At 35.5% G+C, this 25,600-nt stretch carries 25 protein-coding genes; 23 read left to right on the plus strand and 2 right to left on the minus strand.

The window, feature by feature from the left end:
- The first annotated feature begins 60 nt into the window (after positions 1-60).
- The 14 genes from CD30_RS07000 to CD30_RS07065 all read left to right on the plus strand — a co-directional run bounded on the left by CD30_RS07000 (position 61) and on the right by CD30_RS07065 (position 15,697).
- The gene (locus CD30_RS07000) at positions 61-1,614 is read left to right on the plus strand and encodes a methyl-accepting chemotaxis protein (protein ID WP_036174466.1); all 1,554 of its coding nucleotides are present in this window, start codon (positions 61-63) and stop codon (positions 1,612-1,614) included.
- Positions 1,615-1,872: 258 nt separating this feature from the next.
- Positions 1,873-2,238: a hypothetical protein gene (locus CD30_RS07005; RefSeq protein WP_141096039.1), complete on the plus strand. Its 366-nt coding sequence runs from the start codon at positions 1,873-1,875 to the stop codon at positions 2,236-2,238.
- Positions 2,239-2,449: 211 nt separating this feature from the next.
- Positions 2,450-3,997, plus strand: a complete 1,548-nt coding sequence (miaB, locus tag CD30_RS07010; protein WP_036174471.1) for a tRNA (N6-isopentenyl adenosine(37)-C2)-methylthiotransferase MiaB — start codon at positions 2,450-2,452, stop codon at positions 3,995-3,997.
- Positions 3,997-4,434: a YlbF/YmcA family competence regulator gene (locus CD30_RS07015; RefSeq protein WP_036174474.1), complete on the plus strand. Its 438-nt coding sequence runs from the start codon at positions 3,997-3,999 to the stop codon at positions 4,432-4,434. The genes miaB and CD30_RS07015 overlap by 1 nt, the downstream gene beginning before the upstream one ends.
- 302 nt (positions 4,435-4,736) lie before the next feature.
- Positions 4,737-4,880, plus strand: a complete 144-nt coding sequence (locus CD30_RS19725) for a YjcZ family sporulation protein (protein ID WP_116525411.1) — start codon at positions 4,737-4,739, stop codon at positions 4,878-4,880.
- 464 nt (positions 4,881-5,344) lie between these two features.
- Positions 5,345-5,524 carry an aspartyl-phosphate phosphatase Spo0E family protein gene (locus CD30_RS07020; protein ID WP_036174477.1) on the plus strand — a complete coding sequence of 60 codons (180 nt, stop codon included), beginning with the start codon at positions 5,345-5,347 and terminating at the stop codon, positions 5,522-5,524.
- A 359-nt stretch (positions 5,525-5,883) separates the two neighbouring features.
- Complete coding sequence (gene cotE, locus CD30_RS07030) at positions 5,884-6,465, plus strand: outer spore coat protein CotE (protein WP_036174483.1); 582 nt, start codon at positions 5,884-5,886, stop codon at positions 6,463-6,465.
- Positions 6,466-6,663: 198 nt separating this feature from the next.
- On the plus strand, positions 6,664-9,264 hold the full coding sequence (mutS, locus tag CD30_RS07035; protein ID WP_036174484.1) for a DNA mismatch repair protein MutS: 2,601 nt from the start codon (positions 6,664-6,666) through the stop codon (positions 9,262-9,264).
- 129 nt (positions 9,265-9,393) lie between these two features.
- Complete coding sequence (gene mutL, locus CD30_RS07040; protein ID WP_036174486.1) at positions 9,394-11,274, plus strand: DNA mismatch repair endonuclease MutL; 1,881 nt, start codon at positions 9,394-9,396, stop codon at positions 11,272-11,274.
- Between the two features lie 87 nt (positions 11,275-11,361).
- Entirely contained in the window at positions 11,362-12,999 is a 1,638-nt protein-coding gene (locus CD30_RS07045; RefSeq protein WP_036174594.1) for a glycerol-3-phosphate dehydrogenase/oxidase, read from the plus strand.
- 107 nt (positions 13,000-13,106) lie between these two features.
- Positions 13,107-14,030 (plus strand): alpha/beta hydrolase, encoded by a 924-nt coding sequence (locus tag CD30_RS07050; protein WP_328286122.1) that lies wholly within the window; start codon positions 13,107-13,109, stop codon positions 14,028-14,030.
- Positions 14,020-14,970, plus strand: coding sequence for a tRNA (adenosine(37)-N6)-dimethylallyltransferase MiaA (gene miaA, locus CD30_RS07055; protein ID WP_036174488.1), 951 nt, complete (start codon positions 14,020-14,022; stop codon positions 14,968-14,970). The genes CD30_RS07050 and miaA overlap by 11 nt, the downstream gene beginning before the upstream one ends.
- A gap of 56 nt (positions 14,971-15,026) precedes the next feature.
- Entirely contained in the window at positions 15,027-15,263 is a 237-nt protein-coding gene (gene hfq, locus CD30_RS07060; RefSeq protein WP_036174490.1) for an RNA chaperone Hfq, read from the plus strand.
- 131 nt (positions 15,264-15,394) lie between these two features.
- Entirely contained in the window at positions 15,395-15,697 is a 303-nt protein-coding gene (locus tag CD30_RS07065) for a rhodanese-like domain-containing protein (RefSeq protein WP_036174492.1), read from the plus strand.
- 29 nt (positions 15,698-15,726) lie between these two features.
- On the opposite strand, the gene CD30_RS07070 is transcribed toward CD30_RS07065, so the two are convergent.
- On the minus strand, positions 15,727-16,380 hold the full coding sequence (locus CD30_RS07070; protein ID WP_052126088.1) for a trimeric intracellular cation channel family protein: 654 nt from the start codon (positions 16,378-16,380) through the stop codon (positions 15,727-15,729).
- A gap of 219 nt (positions 16,381-16,599) precedes the next feature.
- Between CD30_RS07070 and CD30_RS07075 the strand changes: the two genes are divergently transcribed.
- The 8 genes from CD30_RS07075 (at position 16,600) to glnA (ending at position 24,413) form a co-directional block, all read left to right on the plus strand.
- On the plus strand, positions 16,600-17,850 hold the full coding sequence (locus CD30_RS07075) for a methionine gamma-lyase family protein (protein ID WP_036174494.1): 1,251 nt from the start codon (positions 16,600-16,602) through the stop codon (positions 17,848-17,850).
- A gap of 368 nt (positions 17,851-18,218) precedes the next feature.
- Entirely contained in the window at positions 18,219-18,893 is a 675-nt protein-coding gene (locus tag CD30_RS07080; RefSeq protein WP_036174497.1) for an adenosylcobinamide amidohydrolase, read from the plus strand.
- Positions 18,894-18,935: 42 nt separating this feature from the next.
- Positions 18,936-19,889, plus strand: coding sequence for an adenosylcobinamide-phosphate synthase CbiB (gene cbiB / locus CD30_RS07085; protein WP_036174500.1), 954 nt, complete (start codon positions 18,936-18,938; stop codon positions 19,887-19,889).
- On the plus strand, positions 19,864-20,937 hold the full coding sequence (locus CD30_RS07090; protein WP_036174503.1) for a pyridoxal phosphate-dependent aminotransferase: 1,074 nt from the start codon (positions 19,864-19,866) through the stop codon (positions 20,935-20,937). Before cbiB ends, CD30_RS07090 begins: the two co-directional genes overlap by 26 nt.
- Positions 20,930-21,550 carry a histidine phosphatase family protein gene (locus CD30_RS07095; protein WP_036174507.1) on the plus strand — a complete coding sequence of 207 codons (621 nt, stop codon included), beginning with the start codon at positions 20,930-20,932 and terminating at the stop codon, positions 21,548-21,550. Before CD30_RS07090 ends, CD30_RS07095 begins: the two co-directional genes overlap by 8 nt.
- Positions 21,551-21,619: 69 nt before the next feature.
- Positions 21,620-22,246, plus strand: a complete 627-nt coding sequence (locus CD30_RS07100) for a Bax inhibitor-1/YccA family protein (protein WP_036174510.1) — start codon at positions 21,620-21,622, stop codon at positions 22,244-22,246.
- A gap of 374 nt (positions 22,247-22,620) precedes the next feature.
- Positions 22,621-23,025, plus strand: coding sequence for a MerR family transcriptional regulator (locus CD30_RS07105; RefSeq protein WP_036174513.1), 405 nt, complete (start codon positions 22,621-22,623; stop codon positions 23,023-23,025).
- 53 nt (positions 23,026-23,078) lie between these two features.
- Complete coding sequence (gene glnA, locus CD30_RS07110; RefSeq protein WP_036174516.1) at positions 23,079-24,413, plus strand: type I glutamate--ammonia ligase; 1,335 nt, start codon at positions 23,079-23,081, stop codon at positions 24,411-24,413.
- A gap of 114 nt (positions 24,414-24,527) precedes the next feature.
- On the opposite strand, the gene CD30_RS07115 is transcribed toward glnA, so the two are convergent.
- Entirely contained in the window at positions 24,528-24,944 is a 417-nt protein-coding gene (locus CD30_RS07115) for a carboxymuconolactone decarboxylase family protein (RefSeq protein ID WP_036174519.1), read from the minus strand.
- Positions 24,945-25,065: 121 nt separating this feature from the next.
- Here CD30_RS07115 and CD30_RS07120 point away from each other — a divergent pair, with 121 nt between their 5' ends.
- Positions 25,066-25,500 (plus strand): Lrp/AsnC family transcriptional regulator, encoded by a 435-nt coding sequence (locus CD30_RS07120; protein ID WP_036174523.1) that lies wholly within the window; start codon positions 25,066-25,068, stop codon positions 25,498-25,500.
- Positions 25,501-25,600: the final 100 nt, after the last annotated feature.

The following is a 25,600-nucleotide window of genomic DNA, read 5'->3' on the forward strand; positions in this document are numbered from 1 at the left end:
CGCCTATACATTTGTAAGCTATCTTTAACATATCAGATTGTATAAGGGGTCGTTTTAAAAGTGAAAATATCACGATACATAAAAGTGAAAGATCGATTAATTCTCTTAATGATTGTGTGTATTATTTCGAATGTTATTCTGGCGGTATTTAGTATTGATTATTTAAGAAAGATGGAAAACAATACGGAAATGATGTACGAACAAAGATTACTAGCTATGAATGCATTCTCTGAATTTGAACTAGCAATTGATCAAGAAGATTTTGATAAAGCAAGTGAAATTCATGCATCTCTTTCAACCTATCAATTTGATTCGAAAATGGAATATTATATAAAAGATCTAAAAACGAGTTTGGAGACTCGAAATATAGATCAAATATTAGCGATTACGGAAGAGACAAAGTTATACATAATTGATCGAGCTGAAAATCAAATACAAATGTATAAAAAGGATATTTCCTTCGGTTATTCGTTGTTAATATCGGTTTCATTAATCATGATTGCCTTTGTCATTTACTTTAGTGTAGTTGGCTCAAGAGCAGTAAACATACCAACAAAGGAATTAAAGAAATTACTTAAACTTGCAGGACAAGGTGACTTCACTAGAAATGCAACCTACGATTCAAAGGATGAACTTGGTGAAGTAATGCGAAGCTATAATGAAATGGCATCAGAAGTAAAAGAATTGCTTAAAATCGTTCATAAAAGTGCAACTTCAGTAGATGAATCAAACTTACGTCTTCAAAATGCTTCTGAAAAAACAACACAGGCTGCTATTCACATTTCAAATGATGCCAGCGATTTAACAAGATCGACGGAGCGTTCAGCAGAACAGTTAATGCTAAATACAGCGGCAGTTCAAGAAATCTTTACTGGCATTGAATATATAGCTGAGAAAATTCATTTTATTGAAACGAGTATGAAGCGAACTGAAGATGAAGCGAATGAAGGCGTACAATTTGTTTCAGACAATAAAGAAAAGATGAGAGAAATTGAAGTCGCTGTAAATCAAACAAATGAAAAAATGCAAATACTTAATGGTCACACAAAGGAAATTGGACAAGTTATTCAATTAATTAACTCCATTGCTGAACAAACGAGCTTACTTGCATTAAACGCTGCCATTGAAGCTGCAAGAGCAGGAGAGTATGGTAAAGGATTTAGCGTAGTTGCAGATGAGGTACGTAAATTAGCAGATCAATCTGTTAAATCAACGAAGGTTATTGAAGAAATTGTGGCTCAAATTCAAATTGATTCAAAAGAGTCGATTCAGTATATGAAAAACGCTATCGAATCCGTTCAAACAGGTATCGAAACAACTGTTCTAAGTGCTTCAAAATTTGAACATATTGCCTCTAGTGTAAATGAAATTAGTCCACATATTGAGGAAGTATCAACTACTATAAATCAAATAAAACAAAATACAAAAGAAGTAGCAGATCACTCCACAGAATTAAGCGATTTGTTCGACCATAATAATGAAAGTATAAAACAAGTATCTAAATCAACGGTTGAGCAATTAAACGCAACAAGAGAAATGCATAGTGAAATTCAAAAAATTACTAAAAATATACGGTCTCTAACTCATTCCATTAGAAGGTTTACAATAAACTAACGATACTAATGACTGAATTCTAGCTTAAACCCTCTCCTAATTTTCATTAAAATGGTAAATAGGAGAGGGTTTTTTGTTTGAATTTAACCATTCTATGTTAAAGTAAAAACGGAATTGTCTTTGCAGGAATTAGAAAAAGTATCTCCTGTAGAAAATGGCTTACAAATTAGGTTTAAGAGGTATGTTTCATCTTATATAAATATGTCGAGGTCACTAAGTATAATAGCAGTTATTAAATTTGAAAAGAAGGTTGCTAAAATGGATAACGTCATTGATTTCATTTCCATTAAAAATAAAAAAATTAATGATGAAATACTGAAAATATTCAGCAGATCCAACTCTTTAGATGAAGCTGAACGAATTGATAAACTGGTAAAAGAAAGTACTCTGTCAGTTACAGATCATCATAAGTTCCTTGCTTTTGTTTCGTTTTTAGAAGAAAAGAAATTAAATCCCGAGGGTATATTCTTGTCAGTTCTAGAATTATCGACACATCAATTTAAGATGAAATATGATTTGAAATGGTCGTCAATTGCACATATGTGTTTTATTTTCATGAAAATATTAAATGATAGTGATCCTGATAAATACGATAAGTTCATAAAGCTGAAGAAACGACAATAAAATGATGGCCATTTTTTAAGATCATAAAATGACAAAATACATAACAATTACGAATTTTTGTTGGTGATTTTTTACATTGTATACATCTTTTAAATTTGTCAAAACAGTATCATTTCAAGCAATGATATTGTTCTTTTAGCCTATTTTTCGTTATAATATTAAAATGGGATTCGAATGTACGAAACCAACCTGAAAGGAGTACTTTAGTTCGATGAATGAAGAACAACGAGTTGCAAGTCAGCAAGTAAATCAACCTAAACCCATCAATACAAAAACTGAAAAAGATTATAGTAAATACTTCGAACGTGTCATTACAGCACCTTCCTTAAAAGATGCAAAAAAACGCGGTAAAGAAGAAGTGAAATATCATAAAGATTTTGCCATTCCCCAAGAATTTAAAGGCATGGGCGAGGGGCGCAAATTTTTCATTCGTACTTACGGTTGTCAAATGAACGAACATGATTCAGAAGTCATGGCTGGTATTTTCATGGAATTAGGCTATGAACCAACTGATAAAATTGAAGAAGCTGATGCTGTATTACTAAATACTTGTGCCATCCGTGAAAATGCTGAAAATAAAGTGTTTGGTGAACTTGGCTACTTACTTAAATATAAACGTGAAAATCCTGAAATGTTAATCGGTGTGTGTGGCTGTATGTCACAAGAAGAATCAGTTGTAAATAAAATCCTTACAACTTACCAGCATGTTGACATGGTATTTGGTACACACAACATTCACCGTTTACCACACATTCTAAAAGAGGCATATATGTCGAAAGAAATGGTAATAGAAGTGTGGTCTAAAGAAGGGGATGTACTTGAGAACCTTCCCAAAAAACGAAACGGTGCGATTAAGGCTTGGGTTAACATCATGTACGGTTGCGACAAATTCTGTACATACTGTATCGTTCCATACACTCGTGGGAAAGAGCGTAGTCGTCGTCCTGAAGAAATTATTCAAGAAGTCCGCGAGCTTGCAGCACATGGCTATCAAGAAATTATGTTGCTAGGTCAAAATGTAAATGCTTACGGGAAAGACTTTACTGATTTGGAATACCGACTTGGCGATTTGATGGACGAATTACGAAAAATTGATATTCCACGAATTCGTTTCACAACAAGCCATCCCCGCGACTTTGATGATCATTTAATCGAAGTATTAGCAAAAGGCGGTAACCTAGTTGAGCATATTCATTTACCAGTACAATCTGGATCAAATGACATTTTGAAAATTATGGCTCGTAAATATACACGCGAGCATTTTTTAGACTTAGTTCGCAAAATTAAAGAAGCAATTCCGAATGTTGCGCTGACAACGGATATTATCGTAGGTTATCCAAACGAAACGGAAGAGCAATTCCAAGAAACAATTGATTTATATCGTGAGGTTGGTTTCGAATCTGCATTCACTTATATTTACTCACCACGTGAAGGAACACCAGCTGCTAAAATGAATGACAATGTTCCACTAGAAGTGAAAAAAGAACGTCTTCAACGTCTAAATGCAGTAGTGGAAGAGTTTTCAGCTGCAGCTTTGAAAAAATATGAAGACCAAGTTGTAGAAGTTTTAGTTGAAGGAAGCAGTAAAAAACGTGATGATGTATTAGCAGGCTATACTCGTCGCAATAAATTAGTAAACTTTGCTGGACCAAAAGAATTAATTGGGCATATCGTTAAAGTAAAAATCACTGATGCAAAAGCGTATTCGTTACGTGGGGAATTTGTAGAAGTAGTAAATCGACAAGAGGTGGAAGTATAATGACAACAAAAGTTTTTACAAAAGATGAGATCGTTGAAAAAGCAAAAGAAATTGCACACATGATTGCCAATACAGAGCAGGTAGAATTTTTCAAAAAAGCGGAAGCACAAATTAATGAAAACCAATACGTTCGTGAAAAAATTGCTAGCTTAAAAACATTACAAAAACAAGCGGTAAACTTCCAACATCTTGGAAAAGAAAGAGCGTTAAAATTAATCGAAGAAAAAATCGAAAAAATTGAACAAGAAATTGATGAACTTCCAATTGTTCAAGAATTTAAACAGTCACAATTTGAAGTAAATAATCTGTTGCAATTAGTGTCTAATGCCATTGCAAACAATGTGACAAATGAAATCATTACTTCTACTGGTGGGGACGTACTTAAGGGAGAAACGGGTTCAAAAGTACAAAATAGCCAACCAGGAAGCTGTTCATAATTTTTACTAATGTTTAATAAACAAATGAGATATTTTGTTTTTAACTAAATGATCGCAAGTTTTAAATCTATACTGCATAAATAAGCAATCCAAAAGAGTCTGGTTCTCTTAAGGATTGCTTTTTACATATGAAATCACTCGTTTAGCCAAACATTATAAAATGTGAATGGCAAATTCACTATTTCTTCTAATTCAACAATTGGTGAAGCCACCTAAAAATTTTTATCCAAAATTCCACTTTTGTCACTATTCATTTTTAAAATTGCCATATCTTAATTATGTATAAAAGGGAGGTGGAATTAATGGGTTCATCTAACTTTGTAGGTGGAGCTGGCTTTGAGCACGGTCATAAAGAAAACGGTGGATTTGCATTGCTTGTTGTTTTATTCATCCTATTAATCATTGTAGGAGCAGCTTTCTTCAATAACTTTGACTATGGTTACTAATTATTAAAATTTCTTTAGTTGTTAAGCTACAGTTTTGACAATACCTTCTTTCGACCAGAACAAAAAAGTTCTGGTCTTTTAATTTTAGTTACTATCTATCATTGACATACGACTAAACGAAAAAAACTATTCACAAAGTTATAGAAAGTTTTAGTCTGTGTATCCGATATTTCGACCTAGTGAAAATTAAATTTTCTACTTACAATACTCCTTATTTTTCTCCATAACGTGGCTTATGCCATATCAAAAATGAAATCTATTAATGCAATAAGAATATGCTCCTATTATTTTTAGGAAATAAAATAGGAATGGCAGGGGATATAATTTTTTTTGATAGTTTAGGATAATGAAGGAAATAGAAAAGAAGATAGAATTCAAATTTAGAAAACCCATATCTTATTTAATCGTCTGATAAAGTAATAATGGCATTTTGAATAAGCTATCCAATATAAGGAGGGGTAATTATGAAAAATGATAAAAGATCCATTAAAGAATTGGAAAAGAAAATATATAGTGTACAGGCACGTATGATCGAAATTGGAATATCAAAAGGTTTAACACACCCCGATACTGTGAAATGTAGTCAGGAGTTAGATCATTTACTAAACGACTTTGAAACTAAGAGAACTTACCATTACGCTTAAGTAGTAATGAATTAGTAACTACTATAATAAAGAGATGAATATTGACTTACACCCGGAAAATGGACATGCTTAATACCTTGTTCATCTTCCGGGATTTTTATTTCCCAACATTTAAAAAATGAACAATACTCTTTAACTTTCATTTTTTCCTCATAAATTATAAACCAATTTTTACTATGCTGCATACAATACATCATGTGAATATAGCCCATATCTTACCATTCCCAACAAGCTTGGATTTCATTTAAAGGTGAATAGTAAGCTTACTTTCAATTAGGGGATTAAAAATGCTGGTTCATTTCACCAATTAGGCACATGCCGCATAGTATATGTCGACTAGAATAAAGGAGGAAATTACTGTGAAACGTTTGCGTCAAATAGTGACAAAAGCGGTTGTTGCGAAAGGTAAAAAGAGAATCGTAGCGAGTGAAGTGTTACGTCCACCAAATACACCGACAAGTATTTTAGGATGCTGGGTAATTAACCATCATTACCATGCAAAAAAGCAAGGTAAATATGTAGAAATTTCAGGGAAATTCGATGTAAACGTATGGTATGCGTACAATAATCATTCAAAAACTGCAGTTTATAGTGAAACAATTAACTATAAAGACCGCATTAAATTACATTATCGTGATGAAGATGTTATCGATTCTGATGATGTAAAAGTACGCGTATTACAACAACCTAACTGTATCGAAGCAGTGATTACAGAAAATGGCGATTGCTTCAAAATCGTTATTGAACGCGAATTCTTAGTGGAAGTAATTGGCGAAACAAAAGTTGTTGTTTCTGTACATCCAGTAGAATTTGAAGAAGAGTGGAAATTTGAAGAGGAAGACGAATCATCCTCAAGCTCATCAAGCTCATCTAGTTCATCATCTTCGAGCTCATCTAGTAGCAGCGAATACAGCCAAGAGTCGTCTTCATTTCGAAAATAACTTTTAAAGAGCGTCTTTTCTACGAAATAAGTAGATATTAGACGCTCTTTTTCCTACTTTTGTTATAATAAAGTAGTACAATTATAAAATTTATTCGAAGAGAAGTCCCATAGCTTGAAAACTTTTTAAAATTATTGATAACTAAAGTTTAAGGTGGGATTATAGAATATTGATTTTCAAGAGAGGTAACTAAAGGATATGACAACATATACACCGATGATGCAACAATATTTATCTATTAAATCTGAATATAAAGATGCTTTTTTATTTTTTCGTTTAGGTGATTTTTACGAAATGTTCTTTGAAGATGCAGAAAAGGCATCTCAAATATTAGAAATCACATTAACGAGCCGTGATGCGGGTAGTCCAGAACGTATCCCAATGTGTGGTGTACCTTATCATTCTGCAAAAGGGTATATTGAAACACTTGTTTCAAAAGGGTACAAGGTAGCCATTTGCGAACAAACGGAAGATCCAAAGCAAGCAAAGGGTGTGGTTAAACGCGAAGTAGTTCAGCTTATTACACCGGGTACGATCACAGAAGGAAAAACAATAGATGGAAAGTCAAACCATTATATTGCAAGTGCTGAACAATTATCGGAGGATTCCTTTGCCTTTGTTTATTTAGATATTTCAACGGGTGAGGCCAACAGTTCTATTATTGAAGGTGGTGCTAAAACGTTACTTCAACAGCTACAAGCCTACAATATCCAAGAGCTAGTGGTAACTGAGCAATTGCATCTAATGTTAGCAGAGCAGGCTATTCAGTTAGGAATTGTTCTATCTATTGAACAGGGAGAGATGAACAATCAACAAGTGGAGCACTATTTAATTGATTTGCCAGAAGCGATAAAAGGTGCTGCCAAAGTATTACTTCAATATATTGAAAGAACGCAAATGCGATCATTATCACACATTAGGCCGTTTAAATATACGGAATCAAAGCAGTACTTACGCATTGATACAAATTCCAAACGCAATTTAGAGCTGTTGGAATCTATTCGAGGTGGCGATCAAAAAGGAACTCTACTTTGGCTACTTGACGAAACCGTTACTGCAATGGGGGGGCGTAAATTAAAACAATGGCTTCATCAACCCCTTGCTAATTTGACTGATATTGAAAATAGATTATCCATTGTAACAGACTTACTGGATGAATTTTTCTTACGTAATGAGCTTCGAGAACTACTAAAAAGCGTATATGACCTAGAAAGGCTAGCAGGACGAATAGCTTTTGGAAATGTGGGAGGGCGTGATTTAGCGCAGCTTCGTGAATCTTTACGTCAGGTTCCTGCCATTAAATCACAATTGTTACAAAGCGGTAAAACGACTTTGATGGCGCTCGGTCAAAAATTAGATGAATGTGCTGAAGTGGAGCAATTGCTTTCACGTGCCATTACTGATCATCCACCGATTGCTGTTAAAGAAGGCGATGTAATACGTGAAGGTTATAACGAAAAGCTGGACGAATTGCGTTTTGCATCTCGCAACGGGAAGGATTGGATCGCTGCTTTAGAGCAAAAAGAACGTGAATTAACTGGAATTAAGAATTTGAAAATTGGTTATAACCGTATTTTTGGCTATTACATTGAAGTAACGAAGTCAAATATCGGTAATGTCGATTTATCTCGTTATAATCGCAAGCAAACATTAGCGAATGCAGAGCGTTATATTACTGAGGAACTTAAAGAAAAAGAAGCAATTATTTTAAATGCAGAGGAACAAAGTTTAGCATTAGAGTATGATTTATTTGTTTCATTACGGGAGGAAATTAAGTCATTTATTCCAAGGTTGCAAGCACTTGCTTCTGAAATAAGTGAGCTTGATGTTTATATTGGTTTTGCTGTTGTAGCAGAGAAATATCGATTTGTAAAACCAACTTTCCATAATGGACGAGCTATGAAAATTGTAAATGGACGTCACCCAGTTGTTGAAAAAATGCTACATAAACAGTCCTACGTGCCGAATGATTGTATTTTAACTGAAGATAAAAATATGATGCTCATTACTGGACCAAACATGTCAGGTAAAAGTACGTATATGAGACAAGTGGCATTAATCGTCGTACTTGCGCAAATGGGTTGTTATGTGCCAGCAGATGAAGCTAATTTGCCCATTACAGATCAAATTTTCACACGTATTGGTGCGGCGGATGATTTAGCTGCTGGTCAGTCAACCTTTATGGTAGAAATGCTCGAATCTCAAAACGCCATTACAAATGCAACGGATCGAAGTCTACTATTATTTGATGAAATTGGCCGTGGTACATCCACATATGATGGTATGGCCCTCGCACAGTCGATGATGGAATATATCCATGATAAAATTGGGGCAAATACACTGTTTTCAACCCATTATCATGAATTAACAGCACTAGAAGAGGACTTGATTCGTCTGCAAAATGTACATGTAAGTGCGTCGGAAAAAGATGGTAGAGTAGTATTTCTTCATAAGGTGAAAAAAGGGGCAGCAGATAAGAGCTATGGAGTCCATGTAGCACAGCTTGCAGAAATGCCAGAAGCCATTATTGAAAGGGCACGTATATTACTTGAACAGTTTGAGTCAAAGGACGTACAGTTCCAACCAAAAGAAAGTGTGAAAGAAGTAGCACAGCTATCCTTATTTGAAGAAGCGACTGTTGTTGAGGAAATTGCAAGTAGTGTCACGACGGATGCTTCAACGGATGAAGAAAAATTGGTTATTGAGAAGCTTGAAAAATTAAATATTATGGGGACAAGTCCAATTCAAGCAATGAACATTTTATATGAATTACAACAAATGTTGTTAAATAAAAAATAAGCGTTTAAATCGTAATACTCATCGTAAAATTGTTTTAATTCCCGAGCAAAACTTAAATAACCCTACAGATAAAAGAGCGGCATTTTTAATATTAAATGATCTATAAATAATCGAAGGAGGAGAATACAAATGGGGAAAATTCAAATTATGGATGAATGGCTATCCAATAAAATTGCTGCAGGTGAAGTAGTAGAACGCCCTTCATCTGTTGTGAAAGAGCTTGTTGAAAATGCCATTGATGCGAAAAGTACGCAAATTGAAGTTTTCCTAGAAGAAGCAGGATTAACCTCCATTCAAGTAACAGATAATGGGAGTGGCATGGATGAAGAAGATGCCCTCCTATCCTTTGGACGACATGCAACATCAAAAATTACAAAAGAACAGGATTTATTCCGTATTCGAACACTTGGGTTCCGCGGAGAGGCGTTGGCTTCCATTGCTTCTGTTTCCAAGGTAACTTTACGTACATCAGACGGTGAAACAAGCGGCATCGAGGTACATCTTGAAGGTGGACATATCGTTTCAAAAAAACCAACAGCCTTTCGTAAGGGGACGGATATCACAGTATCCCAGCTATTTTTCAATACACCTGCTCGACTAAAATATTTAAAAACGATTCAAACAGAGCTTGGTCATTCCATCGATCTGATGAACAGACTTGCCCTTTCTTATCCTAATATTGCTTTTAAGCTTGTACATAATGGTGGGGTTCTTCTTCAAACAAATGGACGAGGCAACATTCAACAAGTATTGGCATCCATTTATGGTGTACCAAATGCGAAAAAGATGATTCCATTTAGTACTGAGAACAAGGATTATAAAGTTTATGGTTATGCTACATTGCCTGAAGTAACTAGAGCATCCAAAAACTATATTTCACTATTTGTAAATGGTCGTTGGGTAAAACATTATTTAATCCAAAAAGCGATTATTGATGCCTATCATACTTACTTACCAATAGAACGTTTCCCTATTGTTGTTTTGTATATTGAGGGGGACCCGTATTTAACAGATGTGAACGTTCATCCTGCAAAGCAACAAATTCGTTTAAGTAAGGAGCAGGAACTATTGCCTTTAATCGAGGGGGCGATTCGTGAAGCAATTCGAAAAACGATTCATGTTCCACTTGCTGAGAAAAAGGAAAAGCCAGTCCGTGTTCCTAGTGAACAAATGAATATGTGGAAAAACTCCACAACTTCAACTTTTAATGAGCCGAAACTAAATGAAATCGTGCAAAAGTTAAATGAAGAAACATCTGTCGTAAGAGAATCTACTGAGGATGTTATGGCAGGAAATAATGCTATTTACAATGAATGGGCAACTGAACGGCATGAGACCGTAACGACTCAATCTGATTTAGCATCAACAATTTTAGTCGATGAAGAAAGAACTTTAGAAGAAATTGAACCACAGCCAATAAAAGAACCATTTCCTGAATTAGAAGTGGTTGGTCAAATTCATGGAACTTATATAGTAGCCCAAATGGAGGATGGTTTTTATTTAATCGACCAGCATGCAGCCCAAGAACGGATTAAATACGAATATTTTCGCGATAAAGTAGGCGAAGTGAACCCAAATGAAAGACAGTCCTTGTTATTACCACTTACTTTCCATTATTCTGCCGACGAAGCTTTACTATTAAAAGAAAACTTACATGTGTTAACAGAAGTTGGGGTATTTTTAGAGGATTTCGGACAATCTTCCTTTGTTGTTCGTGAACATCCAACTTGGTTCCCAAAAGGATTTGAACAGGAAATTATTGAAGAACTCATTGAACAAGTACTGCAACATAAAAAAGCAGATGTGAAAAAGCTTAGGGAAGATGCAGCTATTATGATGAGCTGTAAAAAATCGATCAAAGCGAATTATTATTTAACAAAGGAACAAATGGATGCACTATTAGCAGATTTACGCAAGGCGGAAAATCCATTTACATGTCCACATGGTAGACCAGTGATGATTCACTTTTCTTCATATGAAGTCGAAAAAATGTTTAAGCGAGTAATGTAGGAAAATGCAAGGTGAATTTTGATTCAGGAAGTAAGTAATGATAATGAAAAATCGACAGGATTACATAATTTAAAGGAGGCTTTCCCTTTGTATTCATTTAAGGAACGACCAAAAATAGTAAACACTTTAAATAGCTATTCTTTTGATGTGCTCGTAATAGGTGGAGGAATAACAGGTGCGGGAATTGCTCTTGATGCAGCGTCGCGCGGATTATCTGTTGCCCTTGTAGAAATGCAGGATTTTGCGGCAGGAACTTCTAGTAGATCTACTAAGCTAGTCCATGGGGGATTACGTTATTTAAAGCAATTGGAAGTCGGGCTAGTTGCAGAAGTTGGTCGGGAGCGTGAAATCGTCTATGAAAATGCAGTGCATGTGACGAAGCCTGAATGGATGCTACTTCCTATATATAAAGAGGGCTCCCTTGGTTCCATTACTACATCACTTGCATTAAAAGTATATGATCGATTAGCGCAGGTACGAAAAAACGAAAGACGTAAGATGCTTTCAAAAAAACAGACACTTGATAAAGTTCCATTTTTAAAGAATCAAGGGTTAAAAGGCGCTGGATATTATGTTGAATACAAAACAGATGATGCTCGTTTAACAATTGAAGTCATTAAAAAAGCAATTGAATACAATGCAGTCTGCCTCAACTACGCTAGAGTAACAGACTTTGTTTATAAAAAGAAAAGAATTGTTGCAGCAAATGTTCGAGATGAAATCACTGGTGAAACAATTACTATCCACGCTCATCAAATTGTTAACGCCACTGGACCATGGATTGACGAAGTTCGTAATTTAGATCATGCAAAAAAGAATAAAAAGCACCTTCGCTTAACAAAAGGAATTCATATTGTACTTGATCAAAAAAAATTACCACTAGACCAAGCATTATATTTTGATACACAAGATGACCGAATGGTATTTGCTATTCCAAGAGATGGAAAAACTTATGTTGGAACAACGGATACTTTTTATGATGGAGACCCAATCGCACCTGTTGCAAATAAAGAGGATGTGGACTATTTGCTAGGTGCCATTTCTTACATTTTCCCTGATTTAAGCATATCAGCCGAAGACGTTGAATCCACGTGGGCTGGAGTTCGACCTCTCATATATGAAGAGGGAAAAGATCCTTCTGAAATTTCAAGAAAAGATGAGATTTGGACTGCACCAAGCGGATTGATGACAATTGCTGGTGGGAAATTAACAGGATATCGTCAAATGGCTGAAGAAATAGTAGATAGGATTGTAAAAAAACACCGCTTTAAGCATGCAACAAAATGTATGACGAAAGCATTGGCTTTATCAGGAGCAAAGGGATTAAATTCACGAAATTTTAATGACTATATTAAAAATAAAGCAAAGGTTGGAGAATCCTTAGGCTTTTCCTATGAAGAAGCACTTGCGCTAACAAGCAAATACGGTACAAATGTTGATGATGTATTTACTCATACAAGAACCTATAACAAAATTAAGGACAAGCTTCCATTATCGTTATATGCAGAATTGCACTATTCTATTGAGAAAGAAATGGTCTATACACCATCTGACTTCTTTATTCGTAGAACTGGACTGCTCTATTTTGATATTTCAGCCGTTCAAAAATATAAAGAGACAGTCATTGATATAATGAGTGAAAGAATAGGCTATTCTGAAAACGAAAAGTTCATCTACAAAACGCAGCTTGACCAATTCATTAGCTGGGCAAAGGGAAATAAGTAATAGGCTTGTTACTTAGCATTGGAGCAAGGAAAAAGTTTCATAAACCATGCATTAAAATGCATCTAAACGTTGGACTAGAATTGTAATGAAACAAAGGGGGAATATGTTTGAAAAAGCGTTCGATGGAATTGTTGGTTAGTGATCATACAAGAATATATGTCCGTATTTATGAACCTGAACATGAAGTAATTGGGCGTTTTCATATTCTTCATGGGATGGGGGAACATGGTGGACGCTATGATGCTTTTGCGACAATGCTTTGTGAACAGGGCTATTTTGTCACAATGCATGATCACAGAGGTCATGGGAAAACGGCTGAATTAAACGGCAAACTCGGCTATTTTGCAGATGAAAACGGATTTGAACGTGTTGTAGAGGATGTCTATGATGTCATTCAAAATGTCCGCTATGATTATAAAAAAGTGCCGATTTTCATTTTTGGACATAGTATGGGTTCCTTTATCGCCAGAAGATTTATTCAAGTGTATGGTGAAATTGTAGATGGCTGTATTCTATGTGGTACTGGAGCAACGACTACAATGCACAAAGTAGGGAATATGCTAGCAAAAACAATGGCAAAAACAAAGGGTAAGGATGTCAGAGGCGATCTTTTAAATGAGCTAAGCTTAGGAAGTTTCAATAAGCAATTTAAAAATACTAAAACAGCATTTGATTGGCTTACATCAGATGAAGAAGAAGTACAAAAATATATTGATGACCCTTATTGCGGATTTATTCCAACCAACCAGTTCTTTGCAGATTTAACGGATGGTCTAATTATGATAAATCGTATAGAGGAAAATGCGCGTATTCCGAAAAATCTACTTATTTTATTGATAAGTGGCAGCTCTGACCCTGTTGGTAATAACGGGAAAGGCGTTTACAAGGTAGCGAATCAATTGAAAAATGCAGGTGCACAAAATGTGATCGTCTATTTATTTGAGGAAATGCGTCACGAAATTTTAAATGAACGAAATAAACAACAAGTATTTGATGTAGTATCACGGTGGTTAAAAAAATATGAAAAATGACAAACAAATAGACGTAGTGGCGATCGTAGGACCAACAGCGTCTGGAAAAACAGCATTAAGCATTAAAATGGCGAAACAATTTAATGGTGAAATTATAAACGGCGATTCCATGCAAATTTACAAAGGACTCGATATTGGGACTGCAAAAATTACGGAGGAGGAAGCTGAAGGTGTTCCTCATCACTTATTAGATATAAAAGAACCTACAGAAAGCTTTTCAGTTGCGGAATATCAAACATTAGTCCGAAATAAAATCGCTGAAATACAAAGTCGAGGGAAATTACCGATGATTGTCGGAGGAACAGGGCTATACGTGCAAGCGGTTTTATATGACTTTCAATTTACAGAAGAGGAAGTAGACGAAGAAGCTCGGAAAAAGTATTATGATGAATTGTCGAAAATTGGACCGCAAGCAATGCATGACAGATTAAATGCATTAGATCCAGAAACTGCAAAAACAATTCATCCCAATAATACACGTAGGGTTATTCGTGCCCTTGAAATGATTGAATTGAGCGGAGTATCGAAAGCTTCTGATGAAATGAATCGTGGGAATATTCCAATGTACAATCATCTCATCATTGGGCTTGATATGGATCGAGAAAAATTATATGAGCGGATAAATCTTCGTGTCGATTTAATGATGGAAAAAGGTCTTTTGGAGGAAGTCAAAGGATTATATGACAGAGGTATTCGTGATGTTCAATCTGTTCAAGCAATTGGCTATAAAGAATTTTATGCCTATTTTGATGGGAAATGTACATTGGAAGAAGCGATAGAGCAACTTAAACAAAATTCAAGAAGATATGCTAAAAGGCAGCTTACTTATTTCCGAAATAAACTGGATGTCGAATGGATAGGTCAAAATTGGAAACAAATTCTAGAATATTCAAAATTTTTCGCTTTTCAAGAAGGGAAATCGACATTGGAGATAGAATAGTTAGAGGAATAGAAGTAATGTATACAAAAGAAAATTAGAGATAAAGAGGTGTTTGTGTGAAATCAATTAATTTACAAGATACTTTTCTCAATACGTTGCGTAAGAATGGAACGTTTGTCACAGTATTCTTATTAAATGGGTTTCAGCTAAAAGGGTTAGTAAAGTCTTATGATAATTTCACAGTATTACTCGAATCAGAAGGCAAACAGCAACTAATTTATAAGCACGCTATTTCAACTTTTGTTCCTGCCAAAAACGTACCATTACAAGACAATGGTGAAGAAAATGCATAATGGATGATTAATCGGCAGTGTGTGATACTAGCCGATTTTTTCATTTTTCATTATAATGGCAATGGAAATATAAATATAAATAGAGAATCGTTCTATTTGTTTTTAGAATGTAAATGAGAGGATTTGTAAAAATGAAACATATTACCACTGATGAAATTGTAAATTTATTAGACGCAAATGAAGATTTAAACATTATCGATGTACGCGAGGATTTCGAAGTAGAAAATGGTATGATTCCTGGAGCTGTTCACATACCATTAGGTTCAATCCCTGAAAAAGTAAGCGAATTAGACCCATCAAAAGAATATATTCTTGTATGTCAAGGTGGTGTTCGTAGTGCCAATGCATGCGAATATTTAGAAGCTCAAGGTTTCAACGTGACAAACCTCGAAGGCGGCATGATGAGCTACGACGGAGAATTAGAATTCAAATAACATAATAAAAATGCACATAGAAAGTAATGTCATCTATGTGCATTTTCATTTGTAGGAAGAAATGCAGCTGTTTGCTCTGCATTCTTATTTAAAGTCCGAATAGGTAATTTCCATTTATATATATAGGATAATACCCGTAAGGATGTAATAACGATAAATAATCCATAAAGAAATAAATCATTTTGAAGCACATTCAGGCCTATAATTAACCCGGCTCCTGCTGCCCAAACGGCATAAATTTCATCTCGGAGGACAAGTGGCTTTCTTCGTGCTAACAAATCTCGAATAATTCCACCGCCAGAGCCTGTAAGAACTGCTGCGACAATAACTGCACTAATAGGTAGTTCTAGCGAAACTGCATATATAGCACCTTGAATAGCAAATGCAGATAATCCAATTGCGTCGGTAAAATTTCCCCATCGATTCCAATGCCTAATCAAATGATGCGGAACAAGGAAAAATATGGTAATTGCTGCGATGGCAATTTGGAACATCATTTCTTGCTCCCATAATGTTGACACAGGCAATCCAATTAATAAATTTCGAATGGCGCCCCCACCAAAAGCTGTCACAATTCCAAGAAGATATACGCCAAACAGATCATATTCTTCTTCCATTGCAACAATAGCACCCGATATTGCAAAGGCAATAGTTCCAATAATACTAAATACTTCCCATGCCATGAAAGCATCCCCCTTATATCCAATCCAATTTTGAGAATAGCAGTTTAAAAGGAATTCGTAAAGATGAATTTTTTGACTATGTTAGAGGTGTGAGAAAATGCAGTAGTTTTATTTATTTGAAAAGAAGAAAAGTATTGATATGATAATATAGGAATTTATTCAGAAACTTATTTAATGTGGATCCATACTATAGATATAATTTAGAACGGAGAAGTACATATGACATTTATTTCATCATTGAACGAAGAAACATTAGCATTAGCACAAAAAATTGAAGAAAAAGTTCGCCCGTATTATGAAAAAGTGGACAAAACGGCATTCTTTAATCAACAGAAAGTGCTGACGGCATTTAAAAACAATCAAGTAAGCGATTTTCATCTACATCCTTCAAGTGGGTATGGCTATGATGATGAAGGACGGGACAATTTAGAACGGGTATATGCGGAAACCTTTGGAGCAGAAGCAGCCATCGTGCGCGGACAAATTATTTCTGGAACACACGCCATTACGTTAAGTTTATTCGGCGTATTACGTCCGGGAGACGAATTGGTTTACATCACTGGGAAACCTTACGATACGTTACAATCTATTGTGGATGGCGGTGATAAGGATACTGGTTCATTAAAGGATTTTGGCATTAGCTATTCCCATGTCGATTTAATCGATAACCGTGAAATTGATTGGGAAGGTGTCCGTAATGCAATTAATGAGCACACGAAAATGGTTGCGATTCAGCGTTCAAAAGGCTACGCAACACGCCCATCTTATACTATTAAAGCTATTCAGGAAATGTGTAAAAAAATTAGAGAAATCAAATCAGATGTAGTGATTTTCGTAGATAACTGTTATGGGGAATTTGTTGAGGAATTAGAGCCTACTGAAATAGGTGCGGATTTAATGGCAGGTTCCTTAATTAAGAATCCAGGTGGGGGACTCGCAAAAATTGGCGGCTATATTGCAGGTCGTGCTGATTTAGTTGAAAAATGTGCCTACCGAATGACTTCACCTGGGATTGGCGCTGAAGCAGGTGCTTCATTAAATACACTAGCAGACTTTTATCAGGGATTCTTTCTCGCACCACATGTAGTAGCACAAAGTTTAAAGGGGGCTATTTTTACTTCCGCTATGCTTGAAGAAGTAGGAATGACGACTTTACCACATTATCGTGATGTAAGAACAGATTTAATTCAATCCGTTTCCTTCCAAACGGCTGAACAAATGGTGGCGTTTTGTCAGGAAATCCAAGCAGCATCTCCAATCAATGCCCACTTTGCCCCAGTGCCAGCCTACATGCCAGGATATGAGGATGATGTTATCATGGCAGCTGGCACCTTTGTACAAGGATCTAGTATTGAATTAACAGCTGATGGCCCAATACGCCCACCTTATACTGCCTATATTCAAGGCGGACTAACTTATGAGCATGTGAAATATGCAATCTGTAGCGCAGTGCAGAAGTTAGGTAAGTAGGGGTTAAGGTTTAGAAAACTGAGTAGGGCGATATGGACACAAAATAGATCGATATGGACACAAAAAAGGGCGATATGGACACAAAATAGGGCGATAAAAAAAGGTGAAAAATTGAACAGGGCGATATGGACACAAAATAGATCGATACGGACACAAAACAGGGCGATATAGACACAAAATAGGGCGATAAAAAACTAAACGAACGAGTACATTCCAAAAAGCGATTCAATCTCGAATCGCTTTTTCTTTTGAAATGATTTAACAAACTTGTAATTTGTGCTACTTTTGAAGTAGACAATTGATTAAATACGAATATGCTAGAATCCTAGAAGATTCATTAGCTATTTCTAATAGAACGAGGTTCAAATATGATTACACCAAATCAATTCATCAATCGAGGAGAATACATAGTCCTAACATCTGATACACCACTCAAAACTTTCAGCTCAGCAATGCTGAACCCTGGGTATGGAGAATTTCGAAATTTTATCAATCGCACAGTTGATTTTTCATATAATCCTCAAAATGCAACAGAAGAAATGCAGGATTTCGTTCAGCAAGAAGGTTTCAATACGAAAGAAACAGTTGCCATGATGACAGCGGTAGATATGAAATTTGCTCAGTTCCAATTTATTGAGGATGGGAAAACGTCTATCACATTATTTGTCACTCTCGGATTAGGTAATACAGTTGATGTGACAAAATCCTTTGACCATGCGTATCGTCCATCTGTTGGTACGATTAATATGTTTGTTTTTATTAATGGAATCGTGACAGATGAAGCTTTAATTCAAGCTATGATTTGTGCTGTGGAGACAAAAACGAAAGTAATACATGAGCGGGGAATTATCGATCTTCAAACAGACACCATCGCTACTGGAACTTCTACTGATAGTGTGCTTGTAGCTGCGACACAAGTAGGCGAATTCCATGAGTACGGGGGTTCCATAACGAGGCTTGGTTCATTAGTGGGGAAAGGACTTTATAAAACTTTAAATGATGCGGTTGATGAATATCTCCAATATAAAAAAGAACTGCTCTAAATCAGTCAATTTACATTGAAGCAATAAAAAAGGAGAATCATCATGCACATATTCGCTGTTATTTTCGGGCAAATACTAGACTTAATAATCGGCGATCCACCAAAGTGGCCACATCCCATTCGCTGGGTTGGGAATTTGATCACTTTCCTAACGAAACGACTCAATCGCGGTTCTGCACGGTTCCTCAAGGGTGCAATAGTATCAATAATTGTGGTCGGTTCTGTTACGATAATGACCATGACAATTGTTTACATTGCCTATCGAACCCACCTATATATAGGTATTGCGGTGGAAGTTTTATTAATCGCCATTGGGTTAGCTCAAAAAAGTTTAAAACAAGCTGCAATGGTTGTTTACGATGCGTTGGAAAAAAATGATATCGTAGAAGCCCGCACGAAGTTATCCTGGATTGTTGGCCGAGATACATCGAATTTAGATGAGCCTGAAATTGTTCGAGGTGTTGTTGAAACGGTATCTGAAAATACAAGTGATGGCATTACTGCACCATTATTTTACGCTATTTTATTTGGAGCCCCAGGATTATGGGCGTATAAAGCAATAAATACGCTAGATTCCATGGTAGGCTATAAAAATGAAAAATACATTCAATTTGGGAAGTTTAGTGCACGGTTAGACGATGTGGCAAACTTTATACCAAGCCGAATTACAGGGTTCATCATTTTATTGTTTACGAAAAATCATACAAATCTCCGGTTCAACAAAAGATTCAAATTATGGCTTACAGATGCTAAAAAACATCCAAGTCCAAACAGTGGCTATTTAGAAGCTGCCACAGCCTATCAGCTAGGCATCCGTCTTGGGGGATATAATAGTTATCACGGTATCACTTCATTCCGTGCATATATGGGGGAGCCCCTTGCGTCGCTAAACCGTACACAGATTAAAAAAGCCATCCGCCAAATGTACATAGCGTCTATTCTATTTACTATCATCATTGGAGGTGTATTTGTTGCAATTTCCTATACATGGCGCTAATTTTACTACACTATATCAACGCTTTGATATTGCTCAACCTGAAACAGTATACGATTTAAGTGAAAATGTGAATCATCTTGGTCCACCGAAAGCGGTCGTGGATTCTTGGCTTAGCTTGATTCAAGAAATAAAAACCTACCCGCATCCTGATGGAGAGCCGCTGAAATCCCTTCTAGTAAAAAAACATCATTTAGCATTGGATCAACTATTATTAGGAAACGGTGCCGCAGAGCTATTAACTTTTTTTGCGTTAAGGTTTAAAGGCAAACGAGTTTTGCTCATCCACCCAACCTTCTCAGAATATAAAATGACTTTAGAAGCGGCAGGCGCATTAATCGAAGAAATAAAAATGACTGAAATTCAAAACTATGAGCTGCCACTAGAACAAATTAAACAAGCCATGCAAAATGCTGCTTGCCTGTATCTTTGTAATCCGAATAATCCAACGGGTGCAATAATAAATCGCGCAATTCTTGAGGATATCATCGACCATGGTAAAACTGTCGGTTGTGAAGTGCTAGTAGATGAAGCGTTTATGGACTGGACAGACGAATCGAATTCAGTCATCGATATAACAAAGGAAATGAAACATGTTACAGTATTGCGTTCAATGACGAAAATGTATGGAATTGCGGGACTTCGCCTTGGCTATATCATCGGAAACCCACAGCTAATAAAGGAAATGAAATCAAAACTCCCCCATTGGAATGTAAATGCATTAGCCATTAAAGTAGGGGAAATCTGTTTACAAGATACTCAGTTTCATAACAAAAGTATTCAGTTCATAAAAAATATGAAACAAGACATTCAAGATTACTTAGAAAATAAAGAGTGTATCGTTATGGATAGTGCCGCAAATTTTCTTTGCTTTCAATTAAAAGAGCCAAATAAAACGCGGGATTTTTATTTTTATTGTCTTGAGCGTGGAGTTGTATTACGACATACGGAAAATTATAGTGGGATGGATGGAAAATGGCTTCGTATTGCGATTAAAGGAAATGAAGCAATGAATTATTTTAAAAATGTAATGGATGAATGGAATGGGTAAGATAGAGTTTTATTTTGTAAGGCATGGGGAAACGGAATGGAATAAGGATGGGCGGTTGCAAGGGTGGCTTGATTCTCCTTTAACTAATAAAGGTCGCGAAAGTACCCGTAAGCTATCGGATTTTTTACAGATGCTCGATTTTGATGCTGTCTATTCAAGTATATCCGGACGAGCATTAGAGACAGCAAGAATTTTAATGGAACATCCCATTGAGATTCAAACGGATGAACGTTTGCAAGAAATTCAATTAGGAGCTTGGCAAGGTCAGTACATACAACGGATTTTAAAAGAAGATAGAGTACGTTACCTCAATTATTGTAACCGACCTGAAAAGTACGAACCAAATGGTGGAGAAAGCTTTGAACAGGTAAGTACTAGAATGGTCGAGTTTTTAAAAGATTGCATCTCTAGTTATAAAAATGGACGAATTCTAGTTGTGACACATGCTGTAGCAATACGGTGTTTATTATTGGCGATTCAACATTTATCCATTTCTCAAATTTGGGAAACCGGCGAAATCGAAGGGACAAGCGTTACGAAAATTATCGTTGAAAATAAAGAGATTCGTGTCGAATATATAGGGAGAATTTTTCATAATCAGTTAAAAACGTAAGAACAATTAATATCACTCCACATTCTACAATATAGTAAATTAAAAATAATTGTAGATGGGTGGTAAATAATGGGGCATTATGCAAGAAATCATAACCTAAAGCTCATTCTACAGCACTTTGCAGTTATGTGGGTTTTAACAGTAGTTGGTGTAGTATTTGGGATGTGGTTACCATCAACAATCGTCATTCCATTATCTTTTATTTGTATTATGCTACTGTTCGTTGCATTTTTTATGAGAGGTGTTCGACTTTCTAATTTTATTCTTTATTTGATCCCACCGTTAATGGGTGTAATGCTTTTTTGGATCACCCAGTTTTTCATCGAATGGATTGGCGCGGATTTAGTGCTTACCGTCTTTATATGTACAATCATCATTTTTATTGGACTTGCCGGTATTGGTTTGAAACTGGAACGTGACATTTCTGATTGGGGAAGTGTTTTATTTGCAGCCTTATTTGTTTTAATAGTATTTTCTATAGTTTTTATCTTCTTTCCAGTTAGTAATACTTTTTTGCTAGTGCTTGCAGGACTTTTCGTTCTCGTATTTGCCGTTTATACTGTTTTTGATTTTAATATGATACGACATAATCATGTGAAAGAGGCAGATGTCGTTTGGATGGCGCTCAATTTGTATTTGAATTTCATTAATTTATTTACGAATTTATTAGAAGTGGTCGCTAGATATAGAGAATAAAGAAGGGGTGTTTTTGCGGCATTCCCTTCTTATAGGATTCATATTCCCATTGGACCAGAATAATTAGATTTAAATAAGATGGTATTTCTTGACAAGATGTAAACGTTTACGTTATAGTCAAAGTACCATAAAACATTCTTATTTTTCGTTACAGATAAATGTATATCATTTATCTGTATTTTTTTATTTTATTAGAATTGATAAAATTTTCTGCAAAAAACGATTCTAACATTCGATGTAAGTTTCATTTTATGCTATAAAATGTTGTATTTTCCTTTAATGATGCGGTTTTTCTCGATTACGTTAGTTTTTCTTACGTATGATTGACAACGTAAGTTACGGGGAGTATGATAGGAGCAAGGGAGGTGGATTAAATGGGTAGAGAAAATAGAAGATCCAGTGAACTTCGTCGTTCAATGCCACTATTACCGATGAGTACAGTAATGCAACTAACAGAATTATCTGCTAGACAAATTCGCTATTATGAAGAACATGATTTAATTCAGCCGCACCGTACGGAGGGAAATCGACGTATGTTTTCATTAAACGATGTTGATACTCTTCTTGATATTAAAGATATGCTTGAACAAGGTGTGAACATGGCTGGAATTAAAAAAGTCTTTGATATGAAGAAAAATCCAGCTGTTTTAGCAGCCCAAGCAAAACAAGAACTTTCTGATAGTGAGTTACGTAAAGTTTTACGTGAAGAAATGAAAATGGCACAAGGGCAACAAAAGCCTTCTTTGAGACAAGGGGACTTATCGCGTTTTTATCAATAAAAACGCGGATTCTTATAAATAAATATGTATGAGAGTTTAGGAGAGTGCAAGCTGTGAGTAAATACACTAAAGAAGACATTAAACAAATCGTAAAAGAAAAAAATGTTAAATATATTCGTTTACAATTCACGGATATACTTGGAACTATTAAAAACGTTGAAATTCCTGTAAGCCAACTTGATAAAGCCCTTGATAACAAAATGATGTTCGATGGCTCTTCTATAGAAGGTTTTGTGCGTATCGAAGAATCGGATATGTATTTACAGCCTGACTTAGATACATTTGTAATTTTCCCATGGACAGCAGAAAAAGGTATGGTTGCACGTTTTATCTGTGATATTGCAAATCCAGATGGTACTCCATTTGCTGGAGACCCTCGTTCTAATTTACGACGTGTCCTTAAAAACATGGAAGAACTAGGTTTTACAAGCTTTAACCTAGGGCCTGAGCCAGAGTTTTTCTTATTTAAATTAGATGAAAAAGGCGAACCTACTTTAGAAGTAAATGATCATGGTGGTTACTTTGACTTAGCACCAACAGACTTAGGTGAAAACTGTCGTCGTGACATCGTGCTAGAGCTTGAAGAAATGGGCTTTGAAATTGAAGCATCTCACCACGAGGTTGCACCAGGTCAACACGAAATCGACTTTAAATATGCAGATGCTATAACAGCATGTGATAATATACAAACATTTAAATTAGTAGTAAAAACTATCGCTCGTAAACATGGTTTACATGCGACATTCATGCCTAAACCTTTATTTGGTGAAGCAGGTTCAGGAATGCACTGTAACGTTTCATTGTTTAAAGGAAATGAAAATGTATTCTTTGACCCTTCAACAGAAATTGGTTTATCACAAACAGCGATGCAATTTATGGCTGGAGTTCTAGAGCATGTTCAAGGTTTCACAGCGATCACGAATCCAACAGTAAACTCTTATAAACGTCTAGTTCCTGGCTATGAAGCGCCATGTTACGTTGCTTGGTCTGCTCAAAACCGTTCACCATTAATTCGTGTACCAGCATCTCGCGGTTTATCAACTCGTATTGAAGTACGTTCAGTAGACCCGTCAGCTAATCCATACTTAGCAATGGCTGTTATTTTAGAATCTGGTTTGGAAGGTATTCGTCAGCAATTGACACCTCCAGCACCAATTAACCGTAACATTTACATCATGACTGAAACGGAACGTAAAGCGAACGGTATTGATAATTTACCAGCTGCATTAGATGATGCGCTAGTATTATTAGAAAAAGATGAAATTGTAAAAGGCGCTCTTGGTGAACATATCTACGAAAATTTCAAAGAAGCAAAAGAAATTGAATTCGATATGTATCGTACAGTAGTTCACCCTTGGGAACGTGAACAATACATGAGAATGTACTAATAAATAAAAAAAGGCGGTGCGTAAAGCATCGTCTTTTTGTTGTTTAAAAGATTATAAATATCATAGTTATGGATAGCTTAGTTTTAAAAGGAGCTGGAAAATACTAAGTATAAGTTAAACATTAGGTTCTATTTTCATTAAGGCTCCAAAGTATTGTTGTGCCGTAGTAAAGCAAATAAATGCACAAAGCTCACTTATTTCATTCTCAGCAAAGTGCTCGTTTAATATTTGAAATATTGAATCTGGGATATTAGCCTTTTCGTATTTTAAAAATGCCTCAGCAAATCCTACTGCAACAGATGTTTTCTCATCAAACAATTGAGGGTCAGGTTTCCCTTTTGCTTTACAATACTCACATCCATTACTTTGTGCTAACGTTCTTCTAACTTGTTCTTTTAATTTTGATGATAACAGTCCATCTTTTTCTAAGACATCTCCTAATTCAGACCACGACATCATAACGCTTTTATTATGCCCTAATAGCCTTTGAAAAGGTGTATCTCCAAAATTTGATTGTTTAATTCTTGCCATTTTCATTCCTCCTTGTTACTTTAAATATAAATAATAAAATCTTTGAATCACATTAAATTCGTAACAATTTCCCGTATAATTAATTAAATAATAAATAAAAAGAGAGGGATTTATTTAAAAAATGAAAATAGATGATATTGATAAAAAAATAATAGTTGAGTTAGCTAATAATAGTCGTTTATCAATGAGTGAGCTTGGTAGAAGAGTTCACTTGTCCTCTCCCTCAGTGACTGAACGAGTAAGACAAATGGAGTCTTTTGGAATAATAAAAAAATATACGGTGGAAATTGATTATGAAAAAATAGGGCTGCCTATTCAATGTATCATCGAAGCAACAGTCAAAAATGGCGATTATAAAAGATTTAAACAATACATAGAAAGTCTACCTAATGTGGATTTTTGTTATAGAATTGCAGGAAATGCTTGCTATATGCTTAAAATGCAATTTGAGAATTTTGCTAAGGCGGAAGAGTTTATCGACACAGTAAATCCATATGCTTCTACTGTTACACACTTTATTTTTTCGGAAGTCCAAACGAATTTAACATTAGATTGATATTGATGATTCTAACTATTGCAAGTGCTAATTAATAATTATGGTGGAATTTATATAAATGAGAGGGGAGGGGGGAGTGGAATAAGCAAAAAAGACCCCC

Source organism: Ureibacillus massiliensis 4400831 = CIP 108448 = CCUG 49529 (genome assembly GCF_000772965.1).
Classification (GTDB): Bacteria; Bacillota; Bacilli; order Bacillales_A; family Planococcaceae; genus Ureibacillus; species Ureibacillus massiliensis.

Bases quoted from the DNA above. Each gene is read 5' to 3' on its own strand.
- CD30_RS07005 (WP_141096039.1), top strand. From the start codon at position 1,873: ATGGATAACGTCATTGATTTCATTTCCATTAAAAATAAAAAAATTAAT.
- miaB (WP_036174471.1), top strand. From the start codon at position 2,450: ATGAATGAAGAACAACGAGTTGCAAGTCAGCAAGTAAATCAACCTAAA.
- CD30_RS07015 (WP_036174474.1), top strand. From the start codon at position 3,997: ATGACAACAAAAGTTTTTACAAAAGATGAGATCGTTGAAAAAGCAAAA.
- CD30_RS19725 (WP_116525411.1), top strand. From the start codon at position 4,737: ATGGGTTCATCTAACTTTGTAGGTGGAGCTGGCTTTGAGCACGGTCAT.
- CD30_RS07020 (WP_036174477.1), top strand. From the start codon at position 5,345: ATGAAAAATGATAAAAGATCCATTAAAGAATTGGAAAAGAAAATATAT.
- mutS (WP_036174484.1), top strand. From the start codon at position 6,664: ATGACAACATATACACCGATGATGCAACAATATTTATCTATTAAATCT.
- mutL (WP_036174486.1), top strand. From the start codon at position 9,394: ATGGGGAAAATTCAAATTATGGATGAATGGCTATCCAATAAAATTGCT.
- miaA (WP_036174488.1), top strand. From the start codon at position 14,020: ATGAAAAATGACAAACAAATAGACGTAGTGGCGATCGTAGGACCAACA.
- CD30_RS07065 (WP_036174492.1), top strand. From the start codon at position 15,395: ATGAAACATATTACCACTGATGAAATTGTAAATTTATTAGACGCAAAT.
- CD30_RS07070 (WP_052126088.1), bottom strand. From the start codon at position 16,380: ATGGCATGGGAAGTATTTAGTATTATTGGAACTATTGCCTTTGCAATA.
- CD30_RS07075 (WP_036174494.1), top strand. From the start codon at position 16,600: ATGACATTTATTTCATCATTGAACGAAGAAACATTAGCATTAGCACAA.
- CD30_RS07080 (WP_036174497.1), top strand. From the start codon at position 18,219: ATGATTACACCAAATCAATTCATCAATCGAGGAGAATACATAGTCCTA.
- cbiB (WP_036174500.1), top strand. From the start codon at position 18,936: ATGCACATATTCGCTGTTATTTTCGGGCAAATACTAGACTTAATAATC.
- CD30_RS07095 (WP_036174507.1), top strand. From the start codon at position 20,930: ATGGGTAAGATAGAGTTTTATTTTGTAAGGCATGGGGAAACGGAATGG.
- CD30_RS07100 (WP_036174510.1), top strand. From the start codon at position 21,620: ATGGGGCATTATGCAAGAAATCATAACCTAAAGCTCATTCTACAGCAC.
- CD30_RS07105 (WP_036174513.1), top strand. From the start codon at position 22,621: ATGGGTAGAGAAAATAGAAGATCCAGTGAACTTCGTCGTTCAATGCCA.
- CD30_RS07115 (WP_036174519.1), bottom strand. From the start codon at position 24,944: ATGGCAAGAATTAAACAATCAAATTTTGGAGATACACCTTTTCAAAGG.
- CD30_RS07120 (WP_036174523.1), top strand. From the start codon at position 25,066: ATGAAAATAGATGATATTGATAAAAAAATAATAGTTGAGTTAGCTAAT.